The organism is Paenibacillus terricola (assembly GCF_014779765.1).
Taxonomy (GTDB): Bacteria; Bacillota; Bacilli; order Paenibacillales; family Paenibacillaceae; genus Paenibacillus_T; species Paenibacillus_T terricola.
The window spans coordinates 548,958-575,333 of sequence record NZ_JACXZA010000002.1 but is presented as its reverse complement, the minus strand read 5'-3'; the positions used below and the strand labels follow the sequence as shown (position 1 = coordinate 575,333).

The 26,376-nt window shown below is 48.7% G+C and carries 28 protein-coding genes; 5 read left to right on the top strand and 23 right to left on the bottom strand.

Features of this window, described 5'->3' with window-relative positions; all coding sequences use genetic code 11:
* Positions 1-88 precede the first annotated feature (88 nt).
* The 4 genes from H8B09_RS09980 to H8B09_RS09965 all read right to left on the bottom strand — a co-directional run bounded on the left by H8B09_RS09980 (position 89) and on the right by H8B09_RS09965 (position 2,172).
* On the bottom strand, positions 89-553 hold the full coding sequence (locus H8B09_RS09980) for a GNAT family N-acetyltransferase (RefSeq protein WP_191203348.1): 465 nt from the start codon (positions 551-553) through the stop codon (positions 89-91).
* A 28-nt stretch (positions 554-581) separates the two neighbouring features.
* The gene (locus tag H8B09_RS09975) at positions 582-1,073 is read right to left on the bottom strand and encodes a hypothetical protein (protein WP_191203347.1); all 492 of its coding nucleotides are present in this window, start codon (positions 1,071-1,073) and stop codon (positions 582-584) included.
* A 214-nt stretch (positions 1,074-1,287) separates the two neighbouring features.
* Positions 1,288-1,791, bottom strand: coding sequence for a hypothetical protein (locus H8B09_RS09970; protein WP_191203346.1), 504 nt, complete (start codon positions 1,789-1,791; stop codon positions 1,288-1,290).
* Between the two features lie 42 nt (positions 1,792-1,833).
* Positions 1,834-2,172: an LSm family protein gene (locus tag H8B09_RS09965; RefSeq protein ID WP_191203836.1), complete on the bottom strand. Its 339-nt coding sequence runs from the start codon at positions 2,170-2,172 to the stop codon at positions 1,834-1,836.
* Positions 2,173-2,354: 182 nt separating this feature from the next.
* Between H8B09_RS09965 and H8B09_RS09960 the strand changes: the two genes are divergently transcribed.
* Positions 2,355-3,065, top strand: coding sequence for a class I SAM-dependent methyltransferase (locus tag H8B09_RS09960; protein WP_191203345.1), 711 nt, complete (start codon positions 2,355-2,357; stop codon positions 3,063-3,065).
* 56 nt (positions 3,066-3,121) lie between these two features.
* Here H8B09_RS09960 and H8B09_RS09955 read toward each other — a convergent pair whose 3' ends face one another.
* The 6 genes from H8B09_RS09955 to H8B09_RS09930 all read right to left on the bottom strand — a co-directional run bounded on the left by H8B09_RS09955 (position 3,122) and on the right by H8B09_RS09930 (position 10,161).
* The gene (locus tag H8B09_RS09955) at positions 3,122-3,475 is read right to left on the bottom strand and encodes a PH domain-containing protein (protein ID WP_191203344.1); all 354 of its coding nucleotides are present in this window, start codon (positions 3,473-3,475) and stop codon (positions 3,122-3,124) included.
* Positions 3,476-3,676: 201 nt separating this feature from the next.
* On the bottom strand, positions 3,677-4,672 hold the full coding sequence (locus H8B09_RS09950) for a Gfo/Idh/MocA family protein (protein ID WP_191203343.1): 996 nt from the start codon (positions 4,670-4,672) through the stop codon (positions 3,677-3,679).
* 106 nt (positions 4,673-4,778) lie between these two features.
* A complete protein-coding gene (locus tag H8B09_RS09945) occupies positions 4,779-7,016 on the bottom strand; it encodes a cellulase family glycosylhydrolase (protein WP_224753434.1) in 2,238 nt (745 codons plus the stop codon).
* Between the two features lie 354 nt (positions 7,017-7,370).
* Positions 7,371-9,116 (bottom strand): M12 family metallopeptidase, encoded by a 1,746-nt coding sequence (locus tag H8B09_RS09940; protein WP_224753433.1) that lies wholly within the window; start codon positions 9,114-9,116, stop codon positions 7,371-7,373.
* A gap of 141 nt (positions 9,117-9,257) precedes the next feature.
* Positions 9,258-9,512 (bottom strand): hypothetical protein, encoded by a 255-nt coding sequence (locus H8B09_RS09935; protein WP_191203341.1) that lies wholly within the window; start codon positions 9,510-9,512, stop codon positions 9,258-9,260.
* A gap of 403 nt (positions 9,513-9,915) precedes the next feature.
* Positions 9,916-10,161 carry an Lrp/AsnC ligand binding domain-containing protein gene (locus H8B09_RS09930; RefSeq protein ID WP_191203788.1) on the bottom strand — a complete coding sequence of 82 codons (246 nt, stop codon included), beginning with the start codon at positions 10,159-10,161 and terminating at the stop codon, positions 9,916-9,918.
* Between the two features lie 69 nt (positions 10,162-10,230).
* On the opposite strand from H8B09_RS09930, the gene H8B09_RS09925 reads away from it, so the two are divergent.
* Both H8B09_RS09925 and H8B09_RS31205 read left to right on the top strand, forming a co-directional pair.
* Positions 10,231-10,476, top strand: coding sequence for a hypothetical protein (locus H8B09_RS09925; RefSeq protein ID WP_191203340.1), 246 nt, complete (start codon positions 10,231-10,233; stop codon positions 10,474-10,476).
* Entirely contained in the window at positions 10,412-10,981 is a 570-nt protein-coding gene (locus H8B09_RS31205; protein ID WP_397376054.1) for an amino acid permease, read from the top strand. The genes H8B09_RS09925 and H8B09_RS31205 overlap by 65 nt, the downstream gene beginning before the upstream one ends.
* Here the strand turns inward: H8B09_RS31205 and H8B09_RS09915 are convergent.
* The 10 genes from H8B09_RS09915 to H8B09_RS09870 all read right to left on the bottom strand — a co-directional run bounded on the left by H8B09_RS09915 (position 10,914) and on the right by H8B09_RS09870 (position 22,353).
* On the bottom strand, positions 10,914-11,888 hold the full coding sequence (locus tag H8B09_RS09915) for a PLP-dependent cysteine synthase family protein (protein ID WP_191203338.1): 975 nt from the start codon (positions 11,886-11,888) through the stop codon (positions 10,914-10,916). The two genes, H8B09_RS31205 and H8B09_RS09915, sit on opposite strands and share 68 nt — an antisense overlap.
* A 55-nt stretch (positions 11,889-11,943) precedes the next feature.
* The gene (locus H8B09_RS09910) at positions 11,944-13,779 is read right to left on the bottom strand and encodes a WD40 repeat domain-containing protein (protein ID WP_191203337.1); all 1,836 of its coding nucleotides are present in this window, start codon (positions 13,777-13,779) and stop codon (positions 11,944-11,946) included.
* An 88-nt stretch (positions 13,780-13,867) separates the two neighbouring features.
* Positions 13,868-14,875 (bottom strand): formylglycine-generating enzyme family protein, encoded by a 1,008-nt coding sequence (locus H8B09_RS09905; RefSeq protein ID WP_191203336.1) that lies wholly within the window; start codon positions 14,873-14,875, stop codon positions 13,868-13,870.
* 89 nt (positions 14,876-14,964) lie between these two features.
* The gene (locus H8B09_RS09900) at positions 14,965-15,291 is read right to left on the bottom strand and encodes a cupin domain-containing protein (RefSeq protein WP_191203335.1); all 327 of its coding nucleotides are present in this window, start codon (positions 15,289-15,291) and stop codon (positions 14,965-14,967) included.
* 21 nt (positions 15,292-15,312) lie between these two features.
* Complete coding sequence (locus H8B09_RS09895) at positions 15,313-15,903, bottom strand: NADPH-dependent FMN reductase (RefSeq protein ID WP_191203334.1); 591 nt, start codon at positions 15,901-15,903, stop codon at positions 15,313-15,315.
* Positions 15,904-15,939: 36 nt separating this feature from the next.
* Positions 15,940-17,199, bottom strand: a complete 1,260-nt coding sequence (locus H8B09_RS09890) for an MFS transporter (RefSeq protein ID WP_191203333.1) — start codon at positions 17,197-17,199, stop codon at positions 15,940-15,942.
* A 60-nt stretch (positions 17,200-17,259) separates the two neighbouring features.
* Positions 17,260-17,724, bottom strand: a complete 465-nt coding sequence (locus H8B09_RS09885; protein ID WP_191203332.1) for a GNAT family N-acetyltransferase — start codon at positions 17,722-17,724, stop codon at positions 17,260-17,262.
* A 16-nt stretch (positions 17,725-17,740) separates the two neighbouring features.
* The gene (locus H8B09_RS09880; protein WP_191203331.1) at positions 17,741-19,306 is read right to left on the bottom strand and encodes a peptide ABC transporter substrate-binding protein; all 1,566 of its coding nucleotides are present in this window, start codon (positions 19,304-19,306) and stop codon (positions 17,741-17,743) included.
* Positions 19,239-21,191 carry a PQQ-binding-like beta-propeller repeat protein gene (locus tag H8B09_RS09875; protein WP_191203330.1) on the bottom strand — a complete coding sequence of 651 codons (1,953 nt, stop codon included), beginning with the start codon at positions 21,189-21,191 and terminating at the stop codon, positions 19,239-19,241. The genes H8B09_RS09880 and H8B09_RS09875 overlap by 68 nt, the downstream gene beginning before the upstream one ends.
* A gap of 763 nt (positions 21,192-21,954) precedes the next feature.
* Entirely contained in the window at positions 21,955-22,353 is a 399-nt protein-coding gene (locus H8B09_RS09870) for an RDD family protein (RefSeq protein ID WP_191203329.1), read from the bottom strand.
* A gap of 373 nt (positions 22,354-22,726) precedes the next feature.
* On the opposite strand from H8B09_RS09870, the gene H8B09_RS09865 reads away from it, so the two are divergent.
* Together H8B09_RS09865 and H8B09_RS09860 are read left to right on the top strand one after the other, a co-directional pair.
* Positions 22,727-22,951, top strand: a complete 225-nt coding sequence (locus tag H8B09_RS09865; protein ID WP_191203328.1) for a hypothetical protein — start codon at positions 22,727-22,729, stop codon at positions 22,949-22,951.
* Between the two features lie 32 nt (positions 22,952-22,983).
* On the top strand, positions 22,984-23,310 hold the full coding sequence (locus H8B09_RS09860; RefSeq protein ID WP_191203327.1) for a hypothetical protein: 327 nt from the start codon (positions 22,984-22,986) through the stop codon (positions 23,308-23,310).
* A 266-nt stretch (positions 23,311-23,576) separates the two neighbouring features.
* Here H8B09_RS09860 and trhO read toward each other — a convergent pair whose 3' ends face one another.
* The 3 genes from trhO to H8B09_RS09845 form a co-directional block, all read right to left on the bottom strand.
* Positions 23,577-24,461, bottom strand: coding sequence for an oxygen-dependent tRNA uridine(34) hydroxylase TrhO (trhO, locus tag H8B09_RS09855; protein WP_191203326.1), 885 nt, complete (start codon positions 24,459-24,461; stop codon positions 23,577-23,579).
* A 183-nt stretch (positions 24,462-24,644) separates the two neighbouring features.
* Complete coding sequence (locus H8B09_RS09850; RefSeq protein ID WP_191203325.1) at positions 24,645-24,827, bottom strand: YjfB family protein; 183 nt, start codon at positions 24,825-24,827, stop codon at positions 24,645-24,647.
* Between the two features lie 66 nt (positions 24,828-24,893).
* Positions 24,894-26,327: a PAS domain S-box protein gene (locus H8B09_RS09845; protein WP_224753432.1), complete on the bottom strand. Its 1,434-nt coding sequence runs from the start codon at positions 26,325-26,327 to the stop codon at positions 24,894-24,896.
* Positions 26,328-26,376: the final 49 nt, after the last annotated feature.

Below are 26,376 nucleotides of genomic sequence, written 5' to 3'. Positions count from 1 at the left end.
ATGTTACTCTCTGCCTGTTTTGTTTATCGATTAGACACTCATCATAACTGAGAAGTATTGGGCGTCCCAAAGACAAATATTAGATTCGTTATGACACAATGGATAATTCCATAAATATTTCGGCAAAATCATTATCATTGTATTTCGGTATCTCATAGAAGCCAAAACTTCGAAACACTGAGATCGCTTTATAAGATTGTTTCTCCGTGTCCAACCGCAGCATTTTAAACCCAGCTTGTTTTGCAAACTCTATTATTTGGCACATCATGCTTTTGCCGTAACCCTTATTTTGATATTCAGGTAAGACAAAGAATCTCTTTATTTCACCAATTCTGTTCTTAGAATCAATACCCTTTAAACAAATAGTCCCAATAACGCTCTGTCCTTCCTTCAATAACCAGAACCCTCCTCCTGTGTGGAAATATAGCAACTCAATACTTCTAATATCTGAATGCGACCCTTCAGGATCAAAGACATATCCTCTGGAAAGATACATCGTCTCCATAAACTTCTCCAATTGATTCTGGTCTGATGTATTGTATCTCTGCAGCAATAAGCATTCTCCTCTCTTGTGAATAAAATTAATCGGTTCCGCTGATCTTCCACTTTCCGTCCACCTTCATCAGCGTATATAATGTATCCCCTTCCGGACCAAATGACGAATCTTGATAACTCTCGTGGACAAAGACAGAGATCCCATCTTTCGTAACCACTATGAATTTAGGAGTAGTCAATTTTGTGATGGTCGTCTTCATTTCTTGAAAGATGTTTTGATCGATGCCTGACGCTGCATCCGAAGTGTAGGCTGCCGCGTAGTTGTCAACATTCCGTTCATTAAAGGCCGATACCCGTTGATTGATTACCTTTATGGCCGCAAGCTCATCCCCCTGATATGCCCTTTCATCCAGGAGCTCTGCGTGTGCTTTCGTAGTAGGTTGCTTATTAGTAGTTGTGGAACTGCTTGTGGTTACAGATTTCCCGTCATCGCTTGTGGCTTGTTTGTCTGTTACGGAAGAGCAAGCGGCCAACAGTGTTAATACAATCAGCGAACTGATTACCAGTATGTTTTTCAATCGATCTTCTCCCTTTGTCATAACGAATACGGATTGCCCTAATTTAGACGACTTCCTCCTTCACATTGTTTCGGCATTATCCAATCTCTCAGATCACAATATATGCATAAGCCTATAAAAGGAGTTATGGTTCTTCGAAGCCAATGATTCTTCTCTTATGTAGAACAAAGAGCAAGATCCGCGAGAATCTTGCTCTTGTTTGTTGTGTTAAGCATTAAATTTTGAACATACCCATTAAAGGCATTATCTGCTTCACCACATTAAGTCCAACTTGGATAGTCGGCATCATTTGTTTAAAAGACCCGAGAAAACCGCTCTGCTGACCTCCGCCTGCAGGCACTGATGGGCCTTCCGATTCTACTTGTTTTTGAACTCCCACTCCTGAAGAACCCGACGGGAAGGATGGCTTCGGCTTCAATAAGCCTGTTGCCATTGAACTAATAGAATTGAGCGCACCGATTCCCCCTATCAAGGAATCCAGCAGTCCCGATACTTGCACCTCCGGCGTCTTGGAACGATCCGAAAGTTTCACTCTCCCACAACTTCTCGTTTCGGAAAGGATTAGCTGATGGTTATGAATGGCTTGAACCGTTCCGACATAACAATTACCGTCATTTAACAACACGCAAACGGGCTGCCCGACACAACGATAAGCTTGTTTGACCGCAAGAGCTCTACCTACAGGTTCTCTTCTTCTAGGAGCTTTCCTGGTTGCCATCGTGTTACCTCTCTTCATCATTAGAAGTCGTGTCCACCGGAATCAAATACAGAAGAAAGGCAAAATGAAAAGCGAAGCAAGAATTGCAAACGGAAAAAAGAAGTCACCGCAGCCTCCGCCGCAACCGCCATAACCCCCGCCATAACCATCATAATAACTGGACAGTCTAGCTTGATGCATGGAGCGCATTTGTTTCTTGGAATGAGCGGATGACATAGATAAAGGTTTGCTGTCAAGCGTACAATCCTCCAGCATTAACTTACCGTCGGCTACTCCTTTTATCGTTCCGATAAAATGTCTTCCGTCATTCGTAACCGCACTGACTCTCCGTCCGATGTAAGGATAGACCGTATTATGGGCAATTGGATAAACTTCCTGCATATCTTTATTCCTCCTAACCTGCAGCTTGTTTATCCTAGATTATGAGAGAATCTGCTATAAGGACTGTACGATTGTCTTCTATTTGGAAAAAAACGAGATGTGCTCTGTTACTAGTGATGAATGGGTGTAGTCATGGCGGTAGTTTTGCATAGGATATCGGAAGAGGAAGAGGTGATTACGCGATGGATTACCCTACATTATTAGCCCGGCTCGGCGAAGGAAGCGCGCATCCAGGCGGTTTCCAAGCGACTAAAGAATTAATCGGACAAATCGGATTTGCGCGCGGTACAAAAGTGCTGGAGGCAGGTTGCGGAACAGGTCGGACTGCCTGTTATTTAGCCGGTTTGGGCTGCGACGTGACAGCTATAGATCGGAACAAGGATATGCTTCTGAAAGCAATCCACCGTGCGAAGATAAGCGGATTTCCCGTCCGCATCGTCCATGCGGATGTCAGTTCCTTGCCTTTTCCGGATGAGACGTTTGATGTCGTTTTTACGGAGTCGGTTACGGCTTTTACCCAAGGAAGCACGGCTATGCGGGAATATTTGCGAGTGCTGAAACCACAAGGCGTGCTTTACGATCGTGAGTTGGCTTTTGCTAGAAAATTAACCGCGGTGCAAAAGAAAAAACTCCAGTCATTCTACGGACTTCATCATATGCGAACTGTGCCGGAGTGGCTGAACCTGATTGGCAAATCAGGTTTTCATCATTACTCCGCCTCTCATTTTGTACAGATTAAACAACCGACCAACGATAACGATCCTCTGCGGGTAATGGATCACGAACTATTCACGAAACCAGATGTAGTTGCGATGATGAAGCAAAATGAACGCCTGATGAGCACCTTCTCTAATGTAATGGGCAGTATTGTAATTACGGCATGGAAAGTTTGAATGAAGATGCCGTGTGCCTATTTCTGTCGCTTCGTCCATCGGACAACAATACGTGTTTATTGATCCGTGTGAACTTCGGTCATTTCATAAGCGCGATTCGTTTTTCTTGATATATCTGCTGCATTAAGCAGTATGTCTGCTACAGCAACAGGCTTTCTAATATTTCTGAGCGCAAACACTGGCAAATCGGCATCAGTAGAAATTACGGTAATGTCACCAATGCCCAATATACGCTCCCACAAGTTTCTTTTAGTAGAACCATCACGAATTCTATACAGTCTAATCTCTTTTCTTCGCTTGGTCACGATCCCCGACTCAATAATAATTCTAGTGTTAGAAATTGTGTACTTGGTAAATGACGGGAGCCCGTAATTAAATGGCTTGCCTGACCATAAAATTTGTTCATCCATATTAGCACCTCACCATTTCTCTTCTCTCCTTGCTGTTAATCAAACTGTATGACCGGTTTCAGCACTTATGCCTCGCGGAACCCACGCGTAACTGCCTCTTGTCTGATTCAGTCAGGCATCCTTAAAATAAAAAAATGCCGCAAGGCTGCGGCATTCATTCGATATAAGTTCTTGTCATCCTACATTTGTCGACTCGACCGATCACGCTTCGCTTGGATACTTAAGTCCCCATGGCTCCCGGATCCGATCTAGCGTCTCCATGATGCGAACCGTCTCGTCGACGGTCAAGACTTGGCTCTCCTTGCGACCTTCGCGCAGGCACTCCATAGCCTCAATCGCCTGGTAGAAGTGGCCGGAAGGCTCGAGCTCGTGCTTGAAGACGATTGGTTCCTCCCCGTTCACATGCAGCGTCGCGGTCTTGGCGAACAGGAATCCTGGAATTTCGATCCGCCCCTTCGTACCGTAGATGACGGCATCGTTGGTCATAGAAAGTCGTACCGAGCTGTGCAAGGCGGCGGTGCGGCCGCCGCCATATTCGAACAGCAGCGAGAATTGCTCATCCACGCCTGTCTCGCCGATCAGGACAGAGCTCGCGATCTTAGACGGCTGCTCACCGCCATACACCATCGACGCGAAAGATACCGGGTAGATTCCGGCGTCGAGCAGCGTGCCGCCGCCCTTTTCCTTGTTCAGCAACCGGCCTTCAGGATTCCAGCCCGCGTCGAAGCCGAACTCGGCCTTCAGTATGCGCACGTCGCCGATCGCGCCGCTGTCCAGCCACTCCCTCACCTTAACGATTGCTGGCAGGTACCGCGTCCACATCGCTTCCATCAGGAATAGGCCCTTCTGACGAGCAAGGTCCGCAATCTCCCTAGCCTCGGCAGCGTTGATCGTGAACGGCTTCTCACAGAGCACAGACTTGCCGCCGCGCAGCAGCGTCAGCGCGTTCTCTTTGTGGATCGGGTGCAGCGTGCCAATATAGACGATCTCGACGTCCGGATCGGCTGCGAGCTCTTCACAGCTGCCATATGCGCGCGGGATGCCGAATTTCTCGGCGAATGCTTGCGCCTTGTCGAGCGATCGTCCCGCGACGGCGACGAGCTCTGCACCCGGCGCGTGCGGCAGCTCCGTAGCGAAGTTGTCCGAGATGCCTCCCGGTCCCATGATGCCCCATTTCACGATGCGTTGTTCCGTCATGAATAACTCTCCTTTACCTATCAGATAACTCTACCTTAACTGATTCGAAGGAGATTGCAAAGCATTTCGGTCAAACGAATTAGACCAATTCAATAGAATTCCAGCTTTACGGTTCGATGCCCCATTGCAGTGCTCCGTTCACATAACCAGTCATCTTCGTCCAATCGACGTAGCTAGTGCCGGTCGGGCTGAACGAATAGTCGCCTGACTGGGTATAATTGCTCCAATCCGTGCGGGAGATGCGGATCTGGATCTCGGCTGCCGCGCCTGGCGCCAGTGAGCCTGCGGCGCTTGCGAAGCCAATTTCGAAGTACGTATCAGCCCCCGATTTCGGCGTCGCCATCGTAACGAATGATCCGGTTACATTGCTGCTGCCGACGCTCGCCCAGTCGTACCAGAACGCTTGTGTAATGTTCGCATCAATTGTGTAGTAGTAGCGCAGCTTGACCGTTGAGAGGTTCAGCGACGTCGTACCTGTGTTTACGATCTTAACGCGCGGAGCGATCGTGTTGCTGGATGCGGTCGTATTACCGCTGTACATTTGAATTTTGAAGCTGCCCGTAGTCGTTGTTCCCGCCGGAGTCAGCGTGACGACGTTGGAGTTCGTCGAGCCTGCTGTATTGGATGCGACGACACGGTAGTTGTATAGCGTTCCGTTCACAGCCGTCGTATCCGTGTACGTTAAGCTGGTCAGATTCGATGCGATCGTCGTATAGGCGCCACTTCCTGTTGCGCGTTCAACTTTGTACGAAGCTGCTCCCGAAGAAGCCGTCCACGTCAGTGTCGCGCTTGCATTGCCGGACGTGCCGGAAGCCGTAAAGGCGCCTGGCAGGGCGACCGTGACCGAGGTGTCAACGATCGATATCGCCAGAATCGGATCGGAGCCTGCGCTGAAGTCGAACGTCAGGTTCGTCGTGCCAACAGCCTGCGCGGCGAGGTAGCTTTTCTTAATCGTGACCGTGTTGCCCGATATCGCGTAGTCCGTTCCGGATACGAGTGTGGCAGAGCCATTCTTAATGCCGCTAAGCGTGTTGCCATTTAGTGTCATTGTAACAGCGATGTCGGCTTGGTTAGCCGTCTTCTTGTCGAACGAAGCGATCGAAGGCGTAATCGTCGAGTTGTTCGCTGTCGTATTACCGATCCCGCTCATGATCGCATCGATAATGCCTTGCTGAGTGACCGCATAGGTAGACCGGTTGAACAATCCGAAGCCATGCTGTCCGTTATATCCGTTATCCCAATAAACGGGTACGGAGCTGTATTTCTTAGCTGTTGCGGCTATTGCTTTGGCGAATGCAGCGCGGTACGTATTATTCGTCGAATCATAGGCGGTTTTATCGATGGAGCCGAATTCGCCGATGACGGCAGGATACCCTTGCGAGACGAACTTGTCGTAAACGGACTTCATTTGCGATTCCAAATAATCTTCCTGTCCCCAGGTTGACTTCTTCGATGCGTTAGCTGCTGTAGCACCCCACTGCGTAATGTTTCCTGACTCCTCTCCGGCGAAGTCCCACGGCGAATAATAATGAACCGAGAGCATGATTCTCTTCTCTGTACTTGGAATCGCAGTAGAACGATATTGATCCGTTGGCATCACGAATCCGTAATTGCCGACCGTATAATCGATATTCGTATTCCAGCCTGGAATGAGAAGCCACCTTGCACTGTTGTTGCCTCCGGTTTGTCTCACGGTATCGACGAAGATCTGATTATATGCATTTAGGTTGGCATAGTAAGCGGTGTTGGGCGTACCGTAAGTACCGTCGAATTCCTCGTTCATCGATTCGAAAATTAAACGCTCGTCATAGTTAACGAACGTATTCGCGATCTGCTGCCACACCTTTTGGTATTTGGCCTTAATCGTCGTTTGATCGCCTGAATTAACTAATAGCCAAGAGCCGACGACGGAATTGTAACCGTCTCCATGAATGTTGATGATGACAGTCAAACCCTCGTTGTAGGCATAGTCGACCACCGTCTTTATTCTGTTCATCCAAGTTGAGTTGATCGTATAATTCGGTGCGCTTCCGATCAGATTCAAATACGAAACCGGAATACGGATCGTTTTGAATCCCGCTGCTTTTACCTTTTGGATGAGTGCCTGCGTTATAACCGGATTGCCCCACGCTGTTTCGCTTGGCGTACCGTTGTTGCTCGCTTCGAGTTGGTTTCCGAGATTCCAGCCAGCACCCATTTGAGCTACGATCTGCGAAGCGTTCAATTGATCGAAATCGTTCGTGAGCGCGGCCGATGCTGTCGAGCTCCAGCCGGAAATAGCGGTCGCAATCGCTAAAACCGCGGCTGACAAATAAGTCCTGAGAAACTTCATTTTAAATGCCATAACATGTAACCTCCGCTTCTTCTTTGTAATTTGAATGAAACCAATTCAACGAGTCTCCCGACTCTATTCATCGCCCCCTTTCATCTTCGAACTATTGAATGCGCCTGATTGAGTATGGAAGGTAGAGGGTATCAGAAGCATTAATACCACCACGTCCACAGTCAGTCCTATTAATCATACAGCCAACATCTGGAAAAATTCAATCATCCAATTCAAAAATCCGAGAACGAGGACGAGATGAATCTAGCTGCCAGTCACGCTAATCGATATAAGTTCTAGTGACCAATCGGAAAGCGATATATGAATGTATCGATAAAACAAAAAAAGCCGCAGTTACGCGGCTGTTAAGCATTACTATTGGTAGGTGGACATGACATAGAGAGTCTCTCCGTTGCCGCCATGCACAGCCGCTAATATCGACACAGCGCCTTCAATCGGCAGCACCCAGTCCAGTGGAACCGGTGGTTGCCAGCCGCCCTCGAAATAACGTATCGTATGCCACACCTTCCCATCCTCTGTAGCAAGGACGAAATGTGTTTGTCCTTCAGCCCCAGCACAGCCGCCGACAGCAACGACACGTTTCTCCATGTTCAATCCTTTGCCTAAATCGTTTAATCCGGTCCACTTCCCACCGTTACGATGACGAACGGAATGCCATAGACGTGCGCGGCGTGTAGCAAACACAAAGACAGTGTCTCCGATGTATGGACCTGCAGCACCTGCAATCGTGACGACGTCCCCTGTCCACACGGGTGAAAGCTCTGTTGATAGTTTCAGTAGTGGCCGCCAGTTCCCGTCGGAATTTCGGATGGCATGCCATAGCTTTCCGTCCGATGTCGTGAATGCGAATTGTACAGCACCGTTGGCGCCGTTCGTTCCTCCAAGCGCTACGACCATCCCTTTCACCTTAAGCTCGGTATGCAGATCAATCATCGGCTGCCATCTCCCGGATGATTCACGGACCGTGTACTTCAGAAGTCCATCGCTGGTTGTAAAAGCATAATGAACAGAACCATTCGCCCCGGCTGCCGCTGCGACTGCTGATACGCCAATGGTAATATTGAATACCCGAGAGAGGCTTTCCGGCTGCGACCAGCTGCCATCGGAGTGGCGAATCAGGTGCCATAGTTCCCCAGGTATGCCGGAATCCGCCCAGAGCGTGACGAATACAAAGTGCGTATCACCGTTGTCGTTGCTAGCTCCCGCAATCGACATGATTGGGCCCATAATGTTCAATGCCGCTTTCAGGTCCACCATTGGTTGCCAGCTTCCGTCTGCGTTGCGTACCGTATGCATGAGTCGCCCAGTTGTATTAGGCTTAGCGTACAATATGGCAGCGAACGCCATATCTGACGCGCTAATGTCTCTGCCTGCTTCAATTGCAATGCCATCCTTCATGATGGATGCCGGCAAAGGATAACTCATAACGGAGTTCGGGTCTGCCAGTATTGTTTGGTTCGTATAATCTGGATTTATGGGCGAAAGTATGGTCGCTCTTGTCACTTCTGGTGACCAGTTGTAAATGGCTTTATAATGAGCGATGGCCTTGTCGGAATCAATGTGAGCAGTGATCTCGGGACGTTGATGCTCATGCATAAAGCCAAGCGTATGCCCCGTTTCATGACGCACAACACGCCTGAACTCACGATCCGGCGTATCCACTTGGAGTCCGCCTAGATTCATCGTGGCCTTGTCTTGAGGTACCGATAGGATATCCGTTCCGATTACAGACCAATATCCGGAATTATCGAAGCTGATTCGGACCTGAGGATTGTTGGCTAATTCCGTTTCCGTAAACAAGATGTTAGCGGACACATTCCATGCGTTCATATGGCTCATGATGCGCGCTCTCAATTCTGCGGGAGGATTTCCGAAAAATCCGACGGTCAGGTTCACCCCTTTTCTAGACCACCGTTTTGCGTACAGTTGAGTCAATTTGAGATTGTTGGATTGCTCCTGTGTGGATAGATTCAATAGATGATGGGATTTTGGGGCGTTCTCGGGGTTGATCTCGATCGCTCTTGCAGCTGCTTCTGCTTGTAATTCGGGAGGTAGTTCTTTGATGTAGCAAATGAATGAATCATCGGATGAATCGCACATTGCTTACGCCCCCACTTATTAGGATATAAAGCTGAGATCAGTATATCGTATCTACAAAATTTTATATACATAAATTACCATGTCATAGATATGTTCTTGTGACCCTGTGGAAACTATGAAAAAAAGCATCTCTACCTTTTCTTAGGCAGCGATGCTTTCCTGTATTGTACGGCCGTTTAACCGGTCTGCGATTTCGCGCAGCTCTTGCAGCATTACATCAAGCTCTGAGCGCAATTGCTGAAGCTCTTCCTTGCATTGCTCTTGAATACGGTTCATTGCCCCTTCGTTCACATTCCCCATACGAATCTGGTACATCAGCTTGTTCTGCATCGTTTCGCTGTCGCTGATTCGGAATGCAGGCATTCTTGTTGGTTCCTGTTGCTTCGGTGTAATCATCGTTATTACGGCTCCCTTAACTGTTTTTTACATTATAGAAGTCCAATATTAACGACATATTCAGACAATGTTTGCGGAATGTAAGAATTTATTTATGCATAGTCAAGATTTCCACTATCTTCGCCAGTATGGCTATTACATGTAAGTCAAAGAAAACCACCCAGACGGTATATCTGATATGAACAATAGTACCAGAATATATATAATCAGCCCAACAAAAGCCCAGAGTATTGGAACACCGTCGCTATACTCATAGTCCTTGCGATTTGGATCGTTCTCCATACCATATCATCTCCTACATGTGTGGTTGTTTCTTCTACATAATAGGAAATAAAGAAATATCGGAATAGTACTAATTATTTGTAGTACCCACATCAACTTCACCGTTATCTTGCCATGACAATTATGATTGTGGCGGTAGCATGGGCTTAAAGAATCCGGAAGATGACAACACGATGGATGTGTTCACGGAACCGTAAGGCACAAGTCGATCCACAAGCGCAGTTAGTTCATCTACCGAAGCGACTGCCGCTTTAATGAAGTAACTTGCCGAACCGGTAATTCTGTAAAATTCGTAAATGTCCGGATCAGAGAGCAGGACCTCTTCAACTTTGCGGCATTGCACTTTCATATCACCCATCTGAATCATAGCTAGAACGGGCCTGCCGACTGCGTATTGCGAGACCCGGAGCGCTCTTGTCGGGTGGTTCACGTTTGCATGGGCTGCAACCGGACAATCGGTGGCGGGACTCGCGGGAGCCGCTTACATTCAAGAAGCATTCCATCTGTCGAGGAGGGGACGGCCTACGCACTGGCGCATGTATTTCTAATCGTCGCGCTGCTTAGCAACCTGTTCGGACTTCGCATCAGCGGGACTGTATCTTTGATCCTAAGCGGTATTGTTCTCCTGCTGCTGCTGGGAACATTGCAGTTACGTTACCTTCCATCAAGTATGCGCATCTGATTCCATTTGCTCCGCACGGCACCTCCGGGATCGGTCAGGATGCGTTTTGAACTTTTGGGCCTTCTTCGGATGGGAGAACATCACGCATCTGGTTCCCGAATTGAAGAATCCGAAACGCGACGTGATGCGAAGCATGTGGGTCAGCGTCGCGATCATCGGAGTTGTTTACGCGCTATTGTCGCTTGTTACGGTTGGGACGGAGACTTACGGGAAAGAAGTGACTACGGCTCCGCTGGCGCTATTAATAGGCAAGGCGATCGGGGTTGGCGCGGGCGCAGCGACATCGGTGATCGCATGCCGATCAGCCCCCGAAATCCTTGTGTTTCCATCAGGGTCAGCAAACGTATTGGACTACGAACGCGACAGCGGGGCTGCCCCAATTGGTCATAATAGACCTTTGGGACAATCCCCGCTGTTTTGTCATATCTATCATCATGCTAGCGCTGACTGTCGCGATACACGTCCTCCCATTCCTCCGGTGTTCCGGCATCAGGGAAAACGGTGACGACCGTCGCATGTGGGCCCAGCTCGTCCGCGACTTGGCGGGCTACTAGCAGGTTGGCAGCGGCAGACGTACCGATGCGGATACCTGTCTCTTCATATAAACGCTTCATCTCACGAAGCGTCTCTGGGAAGCTGATCGGCCATTGGCGGCTGAGCTTCTCCTCTTCCCTCTGTACGAATAGCTGCTTACGGCCATTGCCTAGTCCGCCTGAACCGTTATATTTGCGCAGACCGTTAGGCGGGTTGGGACTTCCATATGGCAGCTCAGCTGGGATGACGAGATGAAGCTGCGCATGCGGGAACGATTCGACGAGCGTATCGTATACGCCCATCAACGTGCCGCCCGTGCCGACTGAAGCTACCCAAGCGTCGATCCGATCCACCGGCAGCTGGTGCACGATCTCCGATCCCGTATGCAAACGATGCGCCGTGATATTAGCCTCATTCGTATGCTGGTATAAGAACGAATAGGCAGAATTGCGCTCGCTTAGTTCCATGGCATGCTCCATCACGCCCCAGAATCCGCGCTCTTTATCAACCAGAATGACTTCTGCGCCAAGCTCCTCCAGCTTGTTCACAATACGTTTCGAGACGCCGGAACTTAGCACAAGCGTGAGTCGGATCTGCAGATCGCGGCACATCGCCGCAAGCGACAGGCCAAGGTTGCCGCCGCTGTATTCGAGAATGTGAAGCTTATGCCAATCTTGGGCCGGCGTTCGCTGGAGCAGCTCGACCAACATGGCATATGCGGCTCTATCTTTGATCGATCCCGTCGGGTTGTCCCACTCGCACTTCGCGAAGATGCGGGCGGCACCTTGTGGCGTTGCAATCTCGATCAATGGCGTGTTCCCGACCTGCGATGCGAATGCCTGAAGACGATCCCAAGGTCCCTTCAATTGAACGTGCATACGATGCGTCCTCCTTTTCTTGAGTATATCTCCGCTCATCATGTAGGTAATGGGACTACTCTACGCGTTGCTGCATTTCGCGGTATACATGAACGACCTCCAGCTTCATCGGCGCGACCACATATAGAGCGCCGTCATAGGACGCAGCCAGCACGTGTTGGCCATAACGCGCTACTGTGCTGATTCCATTCGCTGCTATTTTGCTGCGTTTCACGGCGCCGCTTGCTAAGTCAACGCACATCATATGGCCCCAATAATCCCCGACTACGATCGTGTTGTCATCGACGAAGCATACTGATTTCAATGAGCGGCGTCCTAGCGAGATGGAATGCACCAAATCGCCGCGTTCCACATCATATACCTTCAGTGTAAAATCGCGCGACACGCTCGCAAGCAGCTCACCGGACGGGCTAATGTCAACATCATTGATAATCGCCGTGTGTCCGAGGTAAGAGCGATAAAGCTCGCCTTCGAACGTCCAAGTAACGAGCTCGCCCGCTGCCGAGCAGCTTGCACCAAGTGCGCGGGTCGGATGGAGCCTTAGCGCTTTGACTGCGCCGTCATGCACTTCAATTGTCCCTTTGCGCTCGCCGTCGCGACCGACTCGAACGATTGTGCCGCTATAGCAGCCGACGAAGCACTCTTGTTCATAGCCGGGATGGTTCGCAATGCGAATCGTATTGATCGGGCCTTCGCCAAGTGCCAGCTCGCGTTCATGGATGAGCACCCCGTCGCTGTATCCGAACAAATGCAGACGGTGATTGTGCGCTCCTCCCGCAACCAACCCGTATTGGCCGCTCGCTGCAAGCCCGTTCATCAGAAAACGGCCGGAGGCCGGTTCGAATTTGCACGCCTGATTGTTCTGCAGATCGATCAGCCTTACATAGCCGTCATCGCTGACCGTCGTGATCTGATGGCCGTCTAGCACGCCGATATCATTAAAGCACGCATTGCCCTGTATATCTGAAGCGCCGCTGACTTCTTTCAAGAGAGCGCCTGTTTCGGTGTCCCAGACAAGTACCGTTCCGTCGAAAGTGCCGGCAAGCAGCTTGCTGCCGTCCGTCGTGAAAGTAAGCGAACGTTCCCATTTGATCGGATTGTTCTCCAGCTCACGCTTCAGCTCGAAGCTGTGAGCATCCCAGATCAGAATGCGCTGGTCGTAAGCGGCGGACAGAATGTCGCCGGTCGCAGGCGATACATCGACCTTTTTAATGCCTGATGCATGGGCAGCGATATCTTGGATAAGCTCGCCGCTGTTCACGCTGAATACACGAATATGGCCGTCGTCGCATCCGAGAATGACACGTTCGTTCAACAAATCGATGACGCATGTGTCCGTCTCAACATCGAAAGGCCCCCACGTATTGAGCAGCGCTCCCGTATCCAAGCTCCATACGCGTAGCGTTTTGTCGTCGCCGGAGGAATAGATATAGCCTTGATGGTAAGCCAACGAAAGCACGTCCTTCTCATGGCCTTCCAATACTCGGGTGATGGCGCCTGTCGTCAGATCCCATATAAGGATACGATGGTCGCGAGAAGCCGAGATGCCGACTGTTTCGCTGGCGAATACGAAGCTCTCCACGTCGTCATAATGGCCATATAGAATGCGTTCCTGCTTATCGGTTTCCATATTCCAGATGCCGATGGAGTAATCCGAGGAAACGGAGGCTGCTTTGCCTCCTTCCCGGCTTACGACAATCGAGTTGACGAGATGCTGATGGTAGCCAAGCAGTCGGACCTCTCCGGTGTCGAGATTGAACTTGGCCACCGCGCCGTCATAGGCGGACGTTACTGCCCATGCTGTATTGCCGACCTGCCGAATTGCCGTCACCGGACCGCGGTGCTTAACGAACTGCTCGATTTGGATTTCTGACAGTAATTGAACGGACATGGAATATCGCTCCTTGTGATCATATTTTATTTGGTAAAAGGCAATGCTCAAGCTTCGTCTCTTTTACTCGGATGTTTGCGCATTCACTTCAGTCATCTATTACATCCTCCGCCAATCGGAATCCCATGACATAGATGTCGCGGGGGTATCGACCGTGGCGGCGCCTGCAGCGCGCAAGGTCGCGAAGTCGTGTGAAGCTTCCGCCTCGCGCTATCCGGTAGGTGCCTAGCGAATGAACAAGATCATCTTGGATATCCTCGCCGTTCGGATATGGTCGGTAATCGCAAGCAACATATTCTTCAACGTTGCCTGCCATATCGAAGACCCCGAACGGAGAACGGCCATGTGGAAAAATGCCGACAGGCGTGCTCGCAAGCAGCCCTGTCTCCACTGTGTTGGCGTGATCCTCCAGAAACGTATCGCCCCACGGGAACTCCCTTCGCTCCGAACCCGAAGCCGCAAACTCCCACTCGAATTCGGTCGGCAGACGGAACGCTCGGCCAGTCTTATCCGCCAACCACCTGCAGTAGGCTTCCGCCGCTCCTTCCGTCACCGTATGAACGGGATGGTTCGCCTTCTCGGCCGGGTAGCGGCCGAATACCCATGACGTCGGCAGTTCGGCTGACGGATTGTCGCGCACAAAATGCCAATATTCCAGGTTCGTAACCGGATATTGGCCGATAGCGTATGGCGATAGCCGAACCTCGAACATCGGAGACTCTTTGCGGATCCATTCTGCAATAATGCCTGTTTCCTTATAGCGCTCGACGATGTCGTCGACTTCCTCTGGAGCTGTGCCAAGCGTCGCCACTCCACCTGGAATGGGTATCATACTTGGCGCGAACGGGTTAATGCGCGGATCGCCTATCAACGACAGCAAGGTTCCTGCAGCCAGCCTTTCCTCTAACGGCCTGCTCTCATCCTCGCACAACGCGCTCAACGCCGCAGGCGTTAGCGACAGGATCGATCGGAACGAGTCGAACAGCTGCTCATGCCGCAGCACAACATAACCGTCGGGAAGGCCCATTGCCTGCCGGTCGGATAACTCGTTCAGTTGTCCGCGACAGTCTTCTAGCGAGTTCAGCTGTACACGCATAACGACGAACCCCCTTTTTTACATAATCGTATCGTACTCATCCAGTTCGACTCGCGCATTCGTTCTGCATAGCCGCATTGCAAGCTGCATTACCCGCGATTACTGTATTCTGCAGGCGCAAACAACACAAGGATGACCAACTCTTCCGTAATCGAATGGAAGCGGTGTGGAACATTCGCTTCGACAAGCACGATGCTTCCCGTCCGGACTTCATGCTCGTTAGCTCCCACAGTTATAGAGGCGCGACCGCTCACGATATAATAGAGCTCATCTTCCGTATGCGGCGATTGGGTATCAACAGCTCCCGCAGGAAGCCGGTACACCCCTGCACTCATGGAAGGAATACGTAGAAATTCGCAATAGTCGATGCTGCCGTGACGCATCGTATCGAGCAGTAGGTCCAAGCTCAATGCCATTCGCTTCAGCCTCCGATCTGCTTACCTTTCCCGGTTGGCTAGAGAGAAATCGCTTCTGATTAGTCCAAGCTGCCGGGCAAACTGCATTTCTCGGAGCAGCCCTTCGGCAACCCGGTAGAGCTGTCCAAGCATCACTTCATTGAAGTCGACATCACCGTCTTCATCTTCCTCGAGATCGTACTTCGAACATACCGCCTGCTCATTAATCGTTCTGGCATACACATTGCGGAAGATGAGCCGCAACCCGTTAAGCGAATTAATGCCAGTTCTATAACCGCCCGCAGCTGCGATCAGAGCGATCGGCTTGTCCTTCCATAACTCTGTCTTGGTGTAATCAATCGCATTCTTAATAGCGCCGCTGAAGCCGCCGTGATACTCCGGCGTGCCGATGACCAATCCAGACGCCAGCTCGATCTGCTCGATCCACGACTGCGCGCCCACTGGCAGCTTCACTTGATCGGGATCAAAGATCGGCAAGTTCAGATCCCCGACATTCAGGATCGAGGTCGTATATTCCTTGTCCAATAGGAAGCGCTCTACCGTTTGTAAAGCGAATCTCGTCAATGATTCCTCCTTAAGGCTGCCGCATACAAGCAAGATGTGTTCTGACAATGCCTTATCCTCCGTTACCTACACATATAGTCAATGCTACGATGCTTGTGCTTCGGCAGTTGTCGAAGTACTGCGATCTCGAAGCCCCCATACAATCGGTCCTGTACATGCTATGATGAGCAAGCTCACCAGCAGAAAAGCAACCGATGCATGTCCAAGCCCGCCGATATAACCAACAAGCGCGTAGCTCGTTATAGCGGTGACTCTTTGAAGCGAATTTATAATGGAATAAATGCGGCCCCGCAGGTCCACCGGTGTCATCTCGGCCATATATCCGGATACCGGACTTTTCGTTCCGCTCGCGAACAACCCCAGGAGGAAGAACAATGCCACAGCGGCTACAGCACTAGTACTCCAACCGATAATGGCAAAAATAATGCTCTGCATCACCAGCGAGACAAGGATGAAAGTCTGTCTTCGAAACCGCTTCTCCAATAGACCGATCAGCCAAGCGCCAATCGCTGTGCCGGCGGCCATTGCGCCGATCAAGGAAGCATACATTCCGCTCTGGTTCGACTCTGCAAGCCCGAGGCTCGACTGCGTATACAGCAGCGCCCCGACCGCTACGCCTGCAAGTACGAACGTATCCAGCAGGAACGAGCTGGCGACGAATTTCAGCTTCGCATGCGAGGACAGATAACGCGCCCCCTGAATGAACTGCTCGCGGAAGGACGCTTTAGCCGATGTATGGTCTTTCGGCTGCTCTGCAGGCATTCGAATGGAAGCCGACAGCAGGAACGATACGAAGAACGTTGCCGCATCGATCCATAATGCCGTACGAAGGCTGCCTACCGCGCTTATGACGAGCGCGGCGACGAAAGAGCCGCTAATATTCGCGATTTTGAACGAGCTGACCAGCAGTCCGATGCTCTTCACATATTGCGTTCGTTCGCATAACAAGGGAATGACCAGCGAACGGACGGGCGCGAAGACAGCCGCCAGCGAATGGGATAGAAAGATGAGCAAGTAGATCGCCCACACCTTATCCGTGAAGAAAATGCCTGCAATGAGGAAGCAACGTATAAGATCGATGGAGACAAGCAGCATCCGTTTGTTAAGCCGATCGATGAACACGCCCGCGAGCGGACCAAGCACGATCCACGGCAAGCTCTCAATGATGAAGCCAAGCACAAGATTCGTTGATGAATGCGTCATCTGATAGATAAGAAGCGGGATGATGACGAAGCTTAGCGCATCGCCTAGCTGCGATACCGTCTGGCCGGATAATAGTTTCATAAAGTTGCTATTTCGCATTACTGCACGATAAGTCGATGTCTGTTCCGTTGTTACCGACACCTTGTTGCCACCCTTTCGCAGCGTGCCATTAATTACGATCTGTTTGTCGGCACCGACCCGCTATACCATTCGGTATAAGATGCGAGGAACGATAAGCGCACCCTCGTCTTCATACAATCGGAGCGCTGCTTCGTTATCGCCGTTGACCGACCATTCGAGAAAGGCATAACCATTCTCCTCCATGTACTGCCTGCTTCCTTGAAGCAGCGCCCTGCCTAGCCCCTTACGGCGATAAGTCTCATCGATGAACAAATTGCTTAGATACAAAAAAGGCTGCGCCCGGATCGTGTTCCATGCGCTGTATAAGGAGACGAATCCCGCATCGACCCCGTCGTATCGGACAATGAGGTGAATGCCGCGGGAAGGATCTTCGAACAGTTCCGATAGCATAGCCTGTAATTGATCCTCGTCAGGATAAGGAATACCGTATTGATCGATGTAAGCTTTAATCAGTTCGGTGGTAGAAGCACGGTCTGCCTCTTGCGCCGCTCTCACCGTTATACTTTCGGATTGAATAATATGCACCTACGGAAGCCTCCCGTCAGTTAGCTGGCATGAACATGGCCTTCTTCGCTTCCATGTCGATCGAAGTATAGCTCAAGTCATGCGAAACGCCGTACGACCGTTGATGCCAGCCGCTCACATAATCGTGGATCAAATAGCAGCCGGCACGGAAGAACAACGGGCCGATTGGCATATCTTCCATCAGCAGCCGTTCCGCTCTGAAGCAGTAATCCATATACTTCGCAAGCTCCGCTTCCTGTCTAGCCTGCCGCAGAAGCGCGTCGTACTCCGGGTTCGCGTAGCCAGTCATATTGAAGGGGTGATCCTGCTGGCAAATATCGAGGAAATTAAGCGGATCGTTATAATCGGCGCCCCATACAGACAACGTTAACTCGTACCTCCGGTCCGCCATTCGCTCATTCTTCTCCAAATAGGGCACTGTTTCGAGTGCTACATCAAGTCCCAACCGTCGCTTCCACTGCTCGATCAAGATAGGTCCGAGTTCCTTGCCTAGATAGCCATCCTCGAATAGAAGCGTAAGTTTAGGCATTGAATCAAAGCCGAGAGAGCGAACCAGCTCGCGGAACGCTGTCGCTTCCTCATCGAGATGACGTACTATGAGGTTACCAAAGTGCTCACGGAACGATAAGTTCTGATCGTATTGAATGCCGGGCGGGATAAATCCCGTCGCTCCCTTCGATCCGTTCTGATAGATGAGATGTGCGAACTCATGCCCGTCGATTGCCAGCGTCATCGCTCGGCGGACTTCCTTGTGGCTAAGCAGCGGAATATCCGTATTGAACAACACGAGACCCGTTGAAACCTCGAAGCGCGAGCGGAAATCGGGATGGCGCTCATATTTGGGGATCTGCGAACGGACAAGCGGGATACGATCCAAGCCGCCCGTCTCGTATAACCGCTGTGCTTCTTCACTATCGAATAGAATGCGATAATGAACCGTCTCCAGTTGAATACTGGCTTGATTCCAATAGTGATCGTTGCGCTCCAACTCTAACCCTTCCGCATCCCACTTCACAAGTCGGAACGGACCGTTGAACACCGTATGCCCCGCCGTCGTGCCATAATTAGAACCTGCTTGCTGCACGAATGCCCGCTGCTGCGGGTAGAAGGTCGGCATAGCGAGCATCTCCAGGAAATGGACCGATGGACGAACCAGCTTTACGCGTAACGTAAGTGAATCCACCGCCTCGACGGCCATTTGTTCTAAATCGGCTTCACCGAGATAGTAGCTGCTTACACCTTCAATTAACTCGAGCAGCCGTGCGTATGCGGCGCCATTGCTTAATTCCACAGTACGTCGCCAAGCAAAATAATAATCGTCGGCGCGCACAGGTGATCCGTCGGACCACCTGGCATTCTCGCGAAGATGGAAGGTGTACGTCATGCGGCCCGAATCGATCGACCAAGCGCGAGCCGATCCTGGAACAACGTTCCCCTGCTTATCGATGCGCGTTAAGCCTTCGAACGTTTGACCGAGGATCATGAAGGAATAGAGATCGTGAGCTTGTGTCGAATCAAGCGTAGACAGCCGGTTCGTCATTAATAATTGGAGTCGTTGTCCTTCCGCTCTCTCCTTCTGCACCGCTTCTCCCTCCATCCGCAGACGTTCTCGTCGAGGCAAAATAAAACTCGCGAACTTTCTCCGGCACCCCTTCGATGACTCGATATACGTTCACGAAGTTGCCTCTGCCGCCGACGAGCAGTATCGGAACACCGTCGTCGCCAATCCTGCCAGCCATCGCCTTCGGAAAATCTTGAATTTGCTCGATCAAGCCGACCATCTCGCCATCTTCCTCTTGATACGAGCCTAGCTGATAGCCATAGCTAATGACGTGCGCATAGCCGTCTAGAATTTTGCCGTTCTCCTTCGTATTGACTAATAATTCGATAAATTCTTTCTTCACCTCGTACGTATCTAGATCGAACTCAACGTAACCGAAAGCGCCAACGATGTACATTTTACCTTCTCGCGTTGGCAGGAATCGCTTCGGAAACAGCTTAAGCGAGTTGTCGTGATGCAGCAGATCCTTACTGTCTGCAGCGTACACATATAGATTCGCATTCCGGGTAAAGAACATCCGTCTTCCGTCCATGCTGTATGTACAAGCCCACACTGGAATGCCCTCTGTCGAGAATTCATCCAGCTTCGTTCCGTCCTCCGCATTAAACTCCGTTACATAACCGTCGTCTGTCGACACCATCAACTTATCGAAGCCATGACTTAACGACAGGCTGCGCGGCAGGCCTAGCACTTTGCGGTACCAGAGCAGCGTACCGTCTTCAGCGGCGCGGAATACAACGTTCTTCCTGCCGATGGCAGCATACGAGCCATCAGGGAATGGATATACACGACGGATAATGCCGAAAGCATGTTGATGCTGGGCGATACGGTCGATCTGTATGGAGTTATAGATGCCATTGCGGTAGCGAATGACCTGTACGCCGTCATCCAACGCGCAATATAGCAAGCTTTCATCCACTGGATGCGGCTCCATCTGCCAGACGCATCGGCCTGCATAATTCGATCTGGCCGTAATGTTGCCATGTCGATCCGAACGAACGAGTTCGCCGTTCTGCATGAGGACGTACAGCTCATCGTCGCTTACATAGAGCATATTAATGATGCTGTATGGGAACGGTCCGATTATACGGTTCAGCCGAAGCTCCTTGTTCGTGTTGTCGAACACATAGATATGCCCATCGAAACCGCCGGTATAGACGTAACGGGACTCATGGTCGAACTCCAAGAACTCGATATCATCGTCTGTGAAATTGTACAACTGCAGACCGGTGCCATCCTTTTCCACCGTAATGACGCCATTACGAATGTTCTCATGTTCGTTAATCCCCGCATCCTGCGTAGCCCAGAATCGATCATGACGGCGGTCGTAACGTACCCAATGGACGTTATTGTTGTCTACCTTCAACGTGATGGGGAAATGTCCCGTCTCGAGATTGCCCAGATGAAGCAAACCCGACGTCTCGGAGACAGCGTGCGTATCTGCGCATTCGACGTTAATGCAATCGACGAACGAGTTAGCGCTGAACGGCTTGCGAATTTCTAGTAACTCGAAAGAATTGGCGTCTATAACGGCGAATTGGCTGTATCCGTTATTGCCATACACTTTGCCATTCACGACAGCTAACCCGCGATTAGACGCTGGCGAAGGCTCCTCGCCTTCCATTAATCCCACGTCGTCTCGCAGGTACATATCATCATAAATATCGAGCGGCTGCAGTGTGTCGAGATCCCATTTGGCAATCGAACCTCTGCGGTCTTTGGTGAATACGAAGCGGTCGGTAGCGAATAGACCATTCTTGGGCTCATTATACGAAGTAGTAGGAGAGGAACGAAGCAGGTTCAGATCGAGATCCAGCAGATGGATCCGTCCTTTCACATCCGATGCGAGAATAGCATTCTTGCAGGGTACATAGATCATCCGCATCATGCGGTCTTGTACATTCATAACGTGACTCCCTTCAGAAATAGGTTGTTACGCAGCCTGTTAATAGGTTTTGCAATCCGTAATAGCAGAACAATATCCAGCGCATGCTGGATGCAGCGCTGGATATTGTTCGATCAACTAGATGAGTGGTTCAATAATTCCGCGAACCGGTTTTTTGAATTGGCTTTTTTTCATGAGTAGTCACCTCCTGCAGGAATGTTATCGACGGGATAACGAATGCATCATTCCTTTCCCACATCGAATCATAATCGAACCTTGCCTCAATGTACATATTTTGATAAATTGACCAAAAATCGACATATGCAGTACTTTTAATCTACCTGTTTCTAACTAGATCTCGTTGGCAAGCTGAATTTATCTCAATTTCAATTCCTTCATCATTCATCATAATCAGGAACATATACATGGTGTGAAGCGCTATCAAAAGACCTACTGCGTAGTAGAACGCTTATATGCATTCAGGGAGGGCGGCGTTTGGAGAGGTTTCGTCTTCGGGACTTTTCTTACGGATGTATTCGAGGGGGATCGACCTGTTTTTATTATACTTCTTACAGTTTCGCCAAAAAATGATAAAAAAGTCCTGAGGATTAAGACAGCATCAAATCCATCACATCTTTTGTCTACTGCGGAGGGAATAACTCGATATGCTCTACTTTCTCATGATAATAAGCTCGAAGATCAACGACAAAACCCCTCTCACTGCTTGCACATAAGTGAGAGGGGCTTGATCCTTGTAAAAGAAGCGACTCTGTTCGTTCACTATTTAGAGCCGTTCATGGACGACTTCGGTGCCTGCGATAAAATCATGTATTGACCGTTTATCCTCACGGGCTGCTACCATGGTTGCACTTACAATAAGAGCAATGCCAAGCGTAAACCCGTAAATTAGGCCGGCAACTATATGTCGAAGCAGCATCGTTCCCAGACTCGGCGGTAGTCCGTCGCTTATCTTTACGATTCGAATACCACATATCCGTTTACCAATCGTGTACCCATTCCACAAAACCGGAGTAAGTAAGGTATACAAGAACGATATGATATCCGTAACATATTTGACACCCAGAGCATGTGCAATAATGGCCAGTGGCACCCCGACAATGATCGCGTCAAGAACCAGTGCACCGAATCGAATCCAGAAACCAGCAGGGTCATTCGTATTCACAACAACATCCCTCCCCTTAAGGTGTGCTGACAATAGACAAGACCACTTAACCTAATACGTTTCAAAATTTGGAAAAGTTGCAACTGCCATCACTGGAACTATTATATTCTCTAGCCGCCCTTCAGATGGCTGAGGGATTCCTACCCTTAACGTATTAGTGTCAAATAGCACTCCTTACGTACTCGCTCCTGCCACGATATCCTGGACTAGCACAAGTATGAAATCTCTTGCGGAATTGCCTTTTATTTCAGTTCTGGGATCTTCCACTCATGCAGATCCATCGAGCATTTGTCTAATCGATTCTAGGAATGAATAAAAAACAAATACGTAAACAAGATAAGGGTAGCTCATTTTTATGAAAGGAGGGTAATACTTGTATACTTTGTTAGCAATATTAGGGATAGCAGCTTGTGTTTATGGAGCGGTCAGTTCAACCATCATTGTTCGTAAACAGAAAGCTCACGTTCTTGATAAAAAATTGAGCTTAAAGACAGTCAAACATCCTGTCTCAGCGAATCCGATCTTCATTTACTATGTAATCGCTCCCGTGCTAGCGATTGTTATTGCAATGGTCTTGATTTACCTGACACAGTCATGAGGGTTGAAATTTATGAAAAGAGGGTGAAGATCATGGAGAAAAGAAGATATTATGTTTCTATACAATCCAGAAATATCATGCTTAATCAAGGGGATGCTGCTTATGAATTGGAGATTGATGCGACGAGAGAAGAGGTTGATAAATTAACTCTGTTGTTCAACGAATGGGAAGCGGCAGATGAAAAAACCTTTTTTCGTGCGCATATCCCGGTAATTCCATATCACCATGACAGCGAAAATGACATGTACGATTATTTGTTAAAACAAATATATAATACCGTTTATCAATTGGGTACTGACCAAACGAAACAACATATTTCTTCAATGAACTTACAAATGGGTTCAGAGACTGAACAATAATAAAGACTGCCCCCTTGTTTTCTATTCCCGATAGAGCACGAGAATAAAAATACTTAAAGGCACACCCGCTGGAAATACCATAAAAAGACTACTCCATTTCTCAAACACCAAACCCTTCTCACTTATGAAAAGCAGTGAGATGGGTTTGATGACTTTGCGCCGCAGTAATGGTCAGTGGCACTCAGACTTTAATCGTACCAAGAACCAGTGGATCAAATTGAATCCAGAAACCGGCAGGGTCAGTTTATTCTTCCATACCCTTTATTTTAAGCCTTTGGTTTACAAGAATCTGAGCAATATCCCTCATGTACATCCAGACAATCTTCGCAGCAGAAATGCTTGGAATGACATAAATCATCTGTACAATTGATCATGTTATCTGTAGGATTCCCACAGTGCTGACACTTGGCAATAGTAACTTCTTCATCCGTTTGATTGACACGTACGCCAATACGTTCATCGAATACATACAATTTGCCATCAAATAATCGACCTTGAACATCTGGGTCCTTCCCATACGTAACAATACCCCCATCAAGCTGGGCGACATCGGTAAATCCTTCATTCAGAAGTACACCGGTTAATGTCTCGCATCTAATCCCCCCAGTGCAATAGGTAATAACCTTCTTATCCTTAGCATCTGACAGATTATTACGAATCCATTCTGGGAATTCCCGGAACGACTCAATATCCGGGCGTATTGCATTGCGGAAATGCCCCATATCATACTCATACCCATTCCTGCCGTCAAGAATGATAATGTCTTCACGTTGAAGCTGCTCGTAGAACTCCTTAGGCGACAGACGTTTACCACTCATCGTATTCGGATCCAAAGGTGTGTCGTATCTTAAAGTGACGAGTTCCTTCTTAGGTCTGACGAATAGCTTTGTGAATGCGTGTTTTTCTGACTCGTCGATCTTGAAGAGAAGGTCTGTGAACAATGGAAGCTTATGCATATAAGTCATATAGGCTTCCGTTTGCTCCCAGGTTCCTGAGATCGTCCCGTTGATCCCTTCTGCTGCAATTATTATTCTGCCTTTCACCCCAAGTTCCTTGCAGAACTCAAGGTGTTCAGCCGCAAAAGCTTCATAATCATCAATTGCGACATATTTATAATAGAGTAAAATTCGGAACGGTTTCTGGTCTTCCATGTGGTAGCACCCCTTGTAGGTTGGTAATGTTGAAACGTAAAGCATAGGTTCAATTGAACATCATTAATACATAATAATATAAAATGCAAAAGAATAAAGCAAAAATAAAGCTCATCCATTAGGATGAGCTCTAGCAATAAAATCCATTTGACGTATTCAGTTTATTATGCCTTTATTAATCTTCTAGACCGATATATCCAGTCTGGCACCTAGATTGGGATGAGGAGCGGGAACCGACCTTAACATTTCCGCCAATTGCTGTCCTTGCTGCTCTGCCATGTCCTTCGACATTGACAATACCTGTAAGCTTGCCGATTGCGCTACCGAAAATTGGCTCATTGCCATTGAGATTGAAGCAATATCCATCTTCTAGACTCCTCTCGTTTCCGATTAATAGACATTCTATATTATCGGACAGATAGGCAGTGAAATTCACAGGACTGGCAAAATAACTTCCACCATAGTCCCCTTTCCAACCTCACTTTCAACTCGCATAGTCCCCTTATGATTTTGAATGACCCTCATTGAAACCATTAATCCTAATCCTGTACCTGTTTCTTTTGTCGTATAAAAGGGGGTTCCGATCTTGATCATTTCCTCATGTGGAATTCCGAACCCTGCGTCTTTAATTCGAATGTATAGTTTATCATTCATTTGTCTGGCTTGTATGATTACATCTCCGCCGTTAGGCATGGATTCAATGGCATTCTTTAGTATATTGATAAATACCTGATTGATACTGATTTGACAATGAATACAGGGTAAATTGACATCGAACTCTTTAATTATTTGAACATTATAAAGGTTTGCTTGTCCTTCAAGTAATCTTGTAACGTGATTTAGAATTTGTACGACGTCACGTAACTCATAAACCTCATTCGAAGGTTTAGCTAGCACTAGAAGCTCACTGACAATTTCATTGATTCGATCGATTTCGGATATCATGACGTCATTACGTAATTTCCTTGAGCCATCTATATCCTCTTTCATGTACAATTGCATGAATCCTCGTAAGCTAGTTAATGGATTTCTAATTTCATGGGCGATTCCGGCTGCAAGTTCACCAACTAATGAAAGCTTCTCTGATCTGCGGATTAATTCTTCGGATTGCATTCGTTCTGTTATATCACGGCCCATACTGATAACGTGTTGGATTTCCCCTGATGCATTTCTTATTTTTTTGGAGTGTGCTTCATGCCATATATAATGACCGTTTTTATGCCGCAGACGATTAATAATTATTCTGCTATCCGACTGATCCGTATTATCTTTCTGTAACCAACGACTGTTCAATTCCTCTGGATGCCAATAATCATAGACATATTGCCCGATAAGTTCATCCGGCTCATATCCGATTAGATTCCGGATCGCTGGCGAGACATAGGTGACTATTCCGTCAGGTGTTAAACGAATAATAGCGTCCAGTGAATGTTCAGCAATAAGGTTGTGCAGCTCTTCAATCTTCTTGAACTCTTCTTCCTTATGTTTCCGTTCGGTTATATCTACAACTTGGGAAATAAACAGATCTTCCCCATTCGCCTCCTGAAGATTCCTGACCGCTGTCACATTCAGAAGACCCCATAGAATAGCCCCGGATTTATGAACATACCTTTGTTCTATTTGATAACCGTCCATTTCACCGTGCACCAATTTGTTCCATAACTTCAGATCTGCTTCTAAATCTTCAGGATGGGGATTAGGTGAAACACCAAGGTCTATTAATTCACTTTCCGTATATCCTAACATTGTGCATAAAGATGGATTAGCCTTTAAGATGCTTCCATTACTAGATAACAAAGCCATTCCGATTGGAGACTTCTCAAATGTACGTGTAAAAAGACTATGGTCATTGAATTGAGATAACATTTGAACCTCCATGAAAAGCAGTATTGATTAGTCTCAATTAGGAATTATA

What these genes read in the sequence shown, in the direction of transcription:
- H8B09_RS09970 (WP_191203346.1), bottom strand. Translation starts at nt 1,791, where the DNA reads ATGGCAACCAGGAAAGCTCCTAGAAGAAGAGAACCTGTAGGTAGAGCT.
- H8B09_RS09965 (WP_191203836.1), bottom strand. Translation starts at nt 2,172, where the DNA reads ATGCAGGAAGTTTATCCAATTGCCCATAATACGGTCTATCCTTACATC.
- H8B09_RS09960 (WP_191203345.1), top strand. Translation starts at nt 2,355, where the DNA reads ATGGATTACCCTACATTATTAGCCCGGCTCGGCGAAGGAAGCGCGCAT.
- H8B09_RS09955 (WP_191203344.1), bottom strand. Translation starts at nt 3,475, where the DNA reads ATGGATGAACAAATTTTATGGTCAGGCAAGCCATTTAATTACGGGCTC.
- H8B09_RS09950 (WP_191203343.1), bottom strand. Translation starts at nt 4,672, where the DNA reads ATGACGGAACAACGCATCGTGAAATGGGGCATCATGGGACCGGGAGGC.
- H8B09_RS09945 (WP_224753434.1), bottom strand. Translation starts at nt 7,016, where the DNA reads ATGGCATTTAAAATGAAGTTTCTCAGGACTTATTTGTCAGCCGCGGTT.
- H8B09_RS09940 (WP_224753433.1), bottom strand. Translation starts at nt 9,116, where the DNA reads ATGTGCGATTCATCCGATGATTCATTCATTTGCTACATCAAAGAACTA.
- H8B09_RS09935 (WP_191203341.1), bottom strand. Translation starts at nt 9,512, where the DNA reads ATGATTACACCGAAGCAACAGGAACCAACAAGAATGCCTGCATTCCGA.
- H8B09_RS09930 (WP_191203788.1), bottom strand. Translation starts at nt 10,161, where the DNA reads ATGATTCAGATGGGTGATATGAAAGTGCAATGCCGCAAAGTTGAAGAG.
- H8B09_RS09925 (WP_191203340.1), top strand. Translation starts at nt 10,231, where the DNA reads ATGGGCTGCAACCGGACAATCGGTGGCGGGACTCGCGGGAGCCGCTTA.
- H8B09_RS09915 (WP_191203338.1), bottom strand. Translation starts at nt 11,888, where the DNA reads ATGCACGTTCAATTGAAGGGACCTTGGGATCGTCTTCAGGCATTCGCA.
- H8B09_RS09910 (WP_191203337.1), bottom strand. Translation starts at nt 13,779, where the DNA reads ATGTCCGTTCAATTACTGTCAGAAATCCAAATCGAGCAGTTCGTTAAG.
- H8B09_RS09905 (WP_191203336.1), bottom strand. Translation starts at nt 14,875, where the DNA reads ATGCGTGTACAGCTGAACTCGCTAGAAGACTGTCGCGGACAACTGAAC.
- H8B09_RS09900 (WP_191203335.1), bottom strand. Translation starts at nt 15,291, where the DNA reads ATGGCATTGAGCTTGGACCTACTGCTCGATACGATGCGTCACGGCAGC.
- H8B09_RS09875 (WP_191203330.1), bottom strand. Translation starts at nt 21,191, where the DNA reads ATGAATGTACAAGACCGCATGATGCGGATGATCTATGTACCCTGCAAG.
- H8B09_RS09860 (WP_191203327.1), top strand. Translation starts at nt 22,984, where the DNA reads ATGGAGAAAAGAAGATATTATGTTTCTATACAATCCAGAAATATCATG.
- trhO (WP_191203326.1), bottom strand. Translation starts at nt 24,461, where the DNA reads ATGGAAGACCAGAAACCGTTCCGAATTTTACTCTATTATAAATATGTC.
- H8B09_RS09850 (WP_191203325.1), bottom strand. Translation starts at nt 24,827, where the DNA reads ATGGATATTGCTTCAATCTCAATGGCAATGAGCCAATTTTCGGTAGCG.
- H8B09_RS09845 (WP_224753432.1), bottom strand. Translation starts at nt 26,327, where the DNA reads ATGTTATCTCAATTCAATGACCATAGTCTTTTTACACGTACATTTGAG.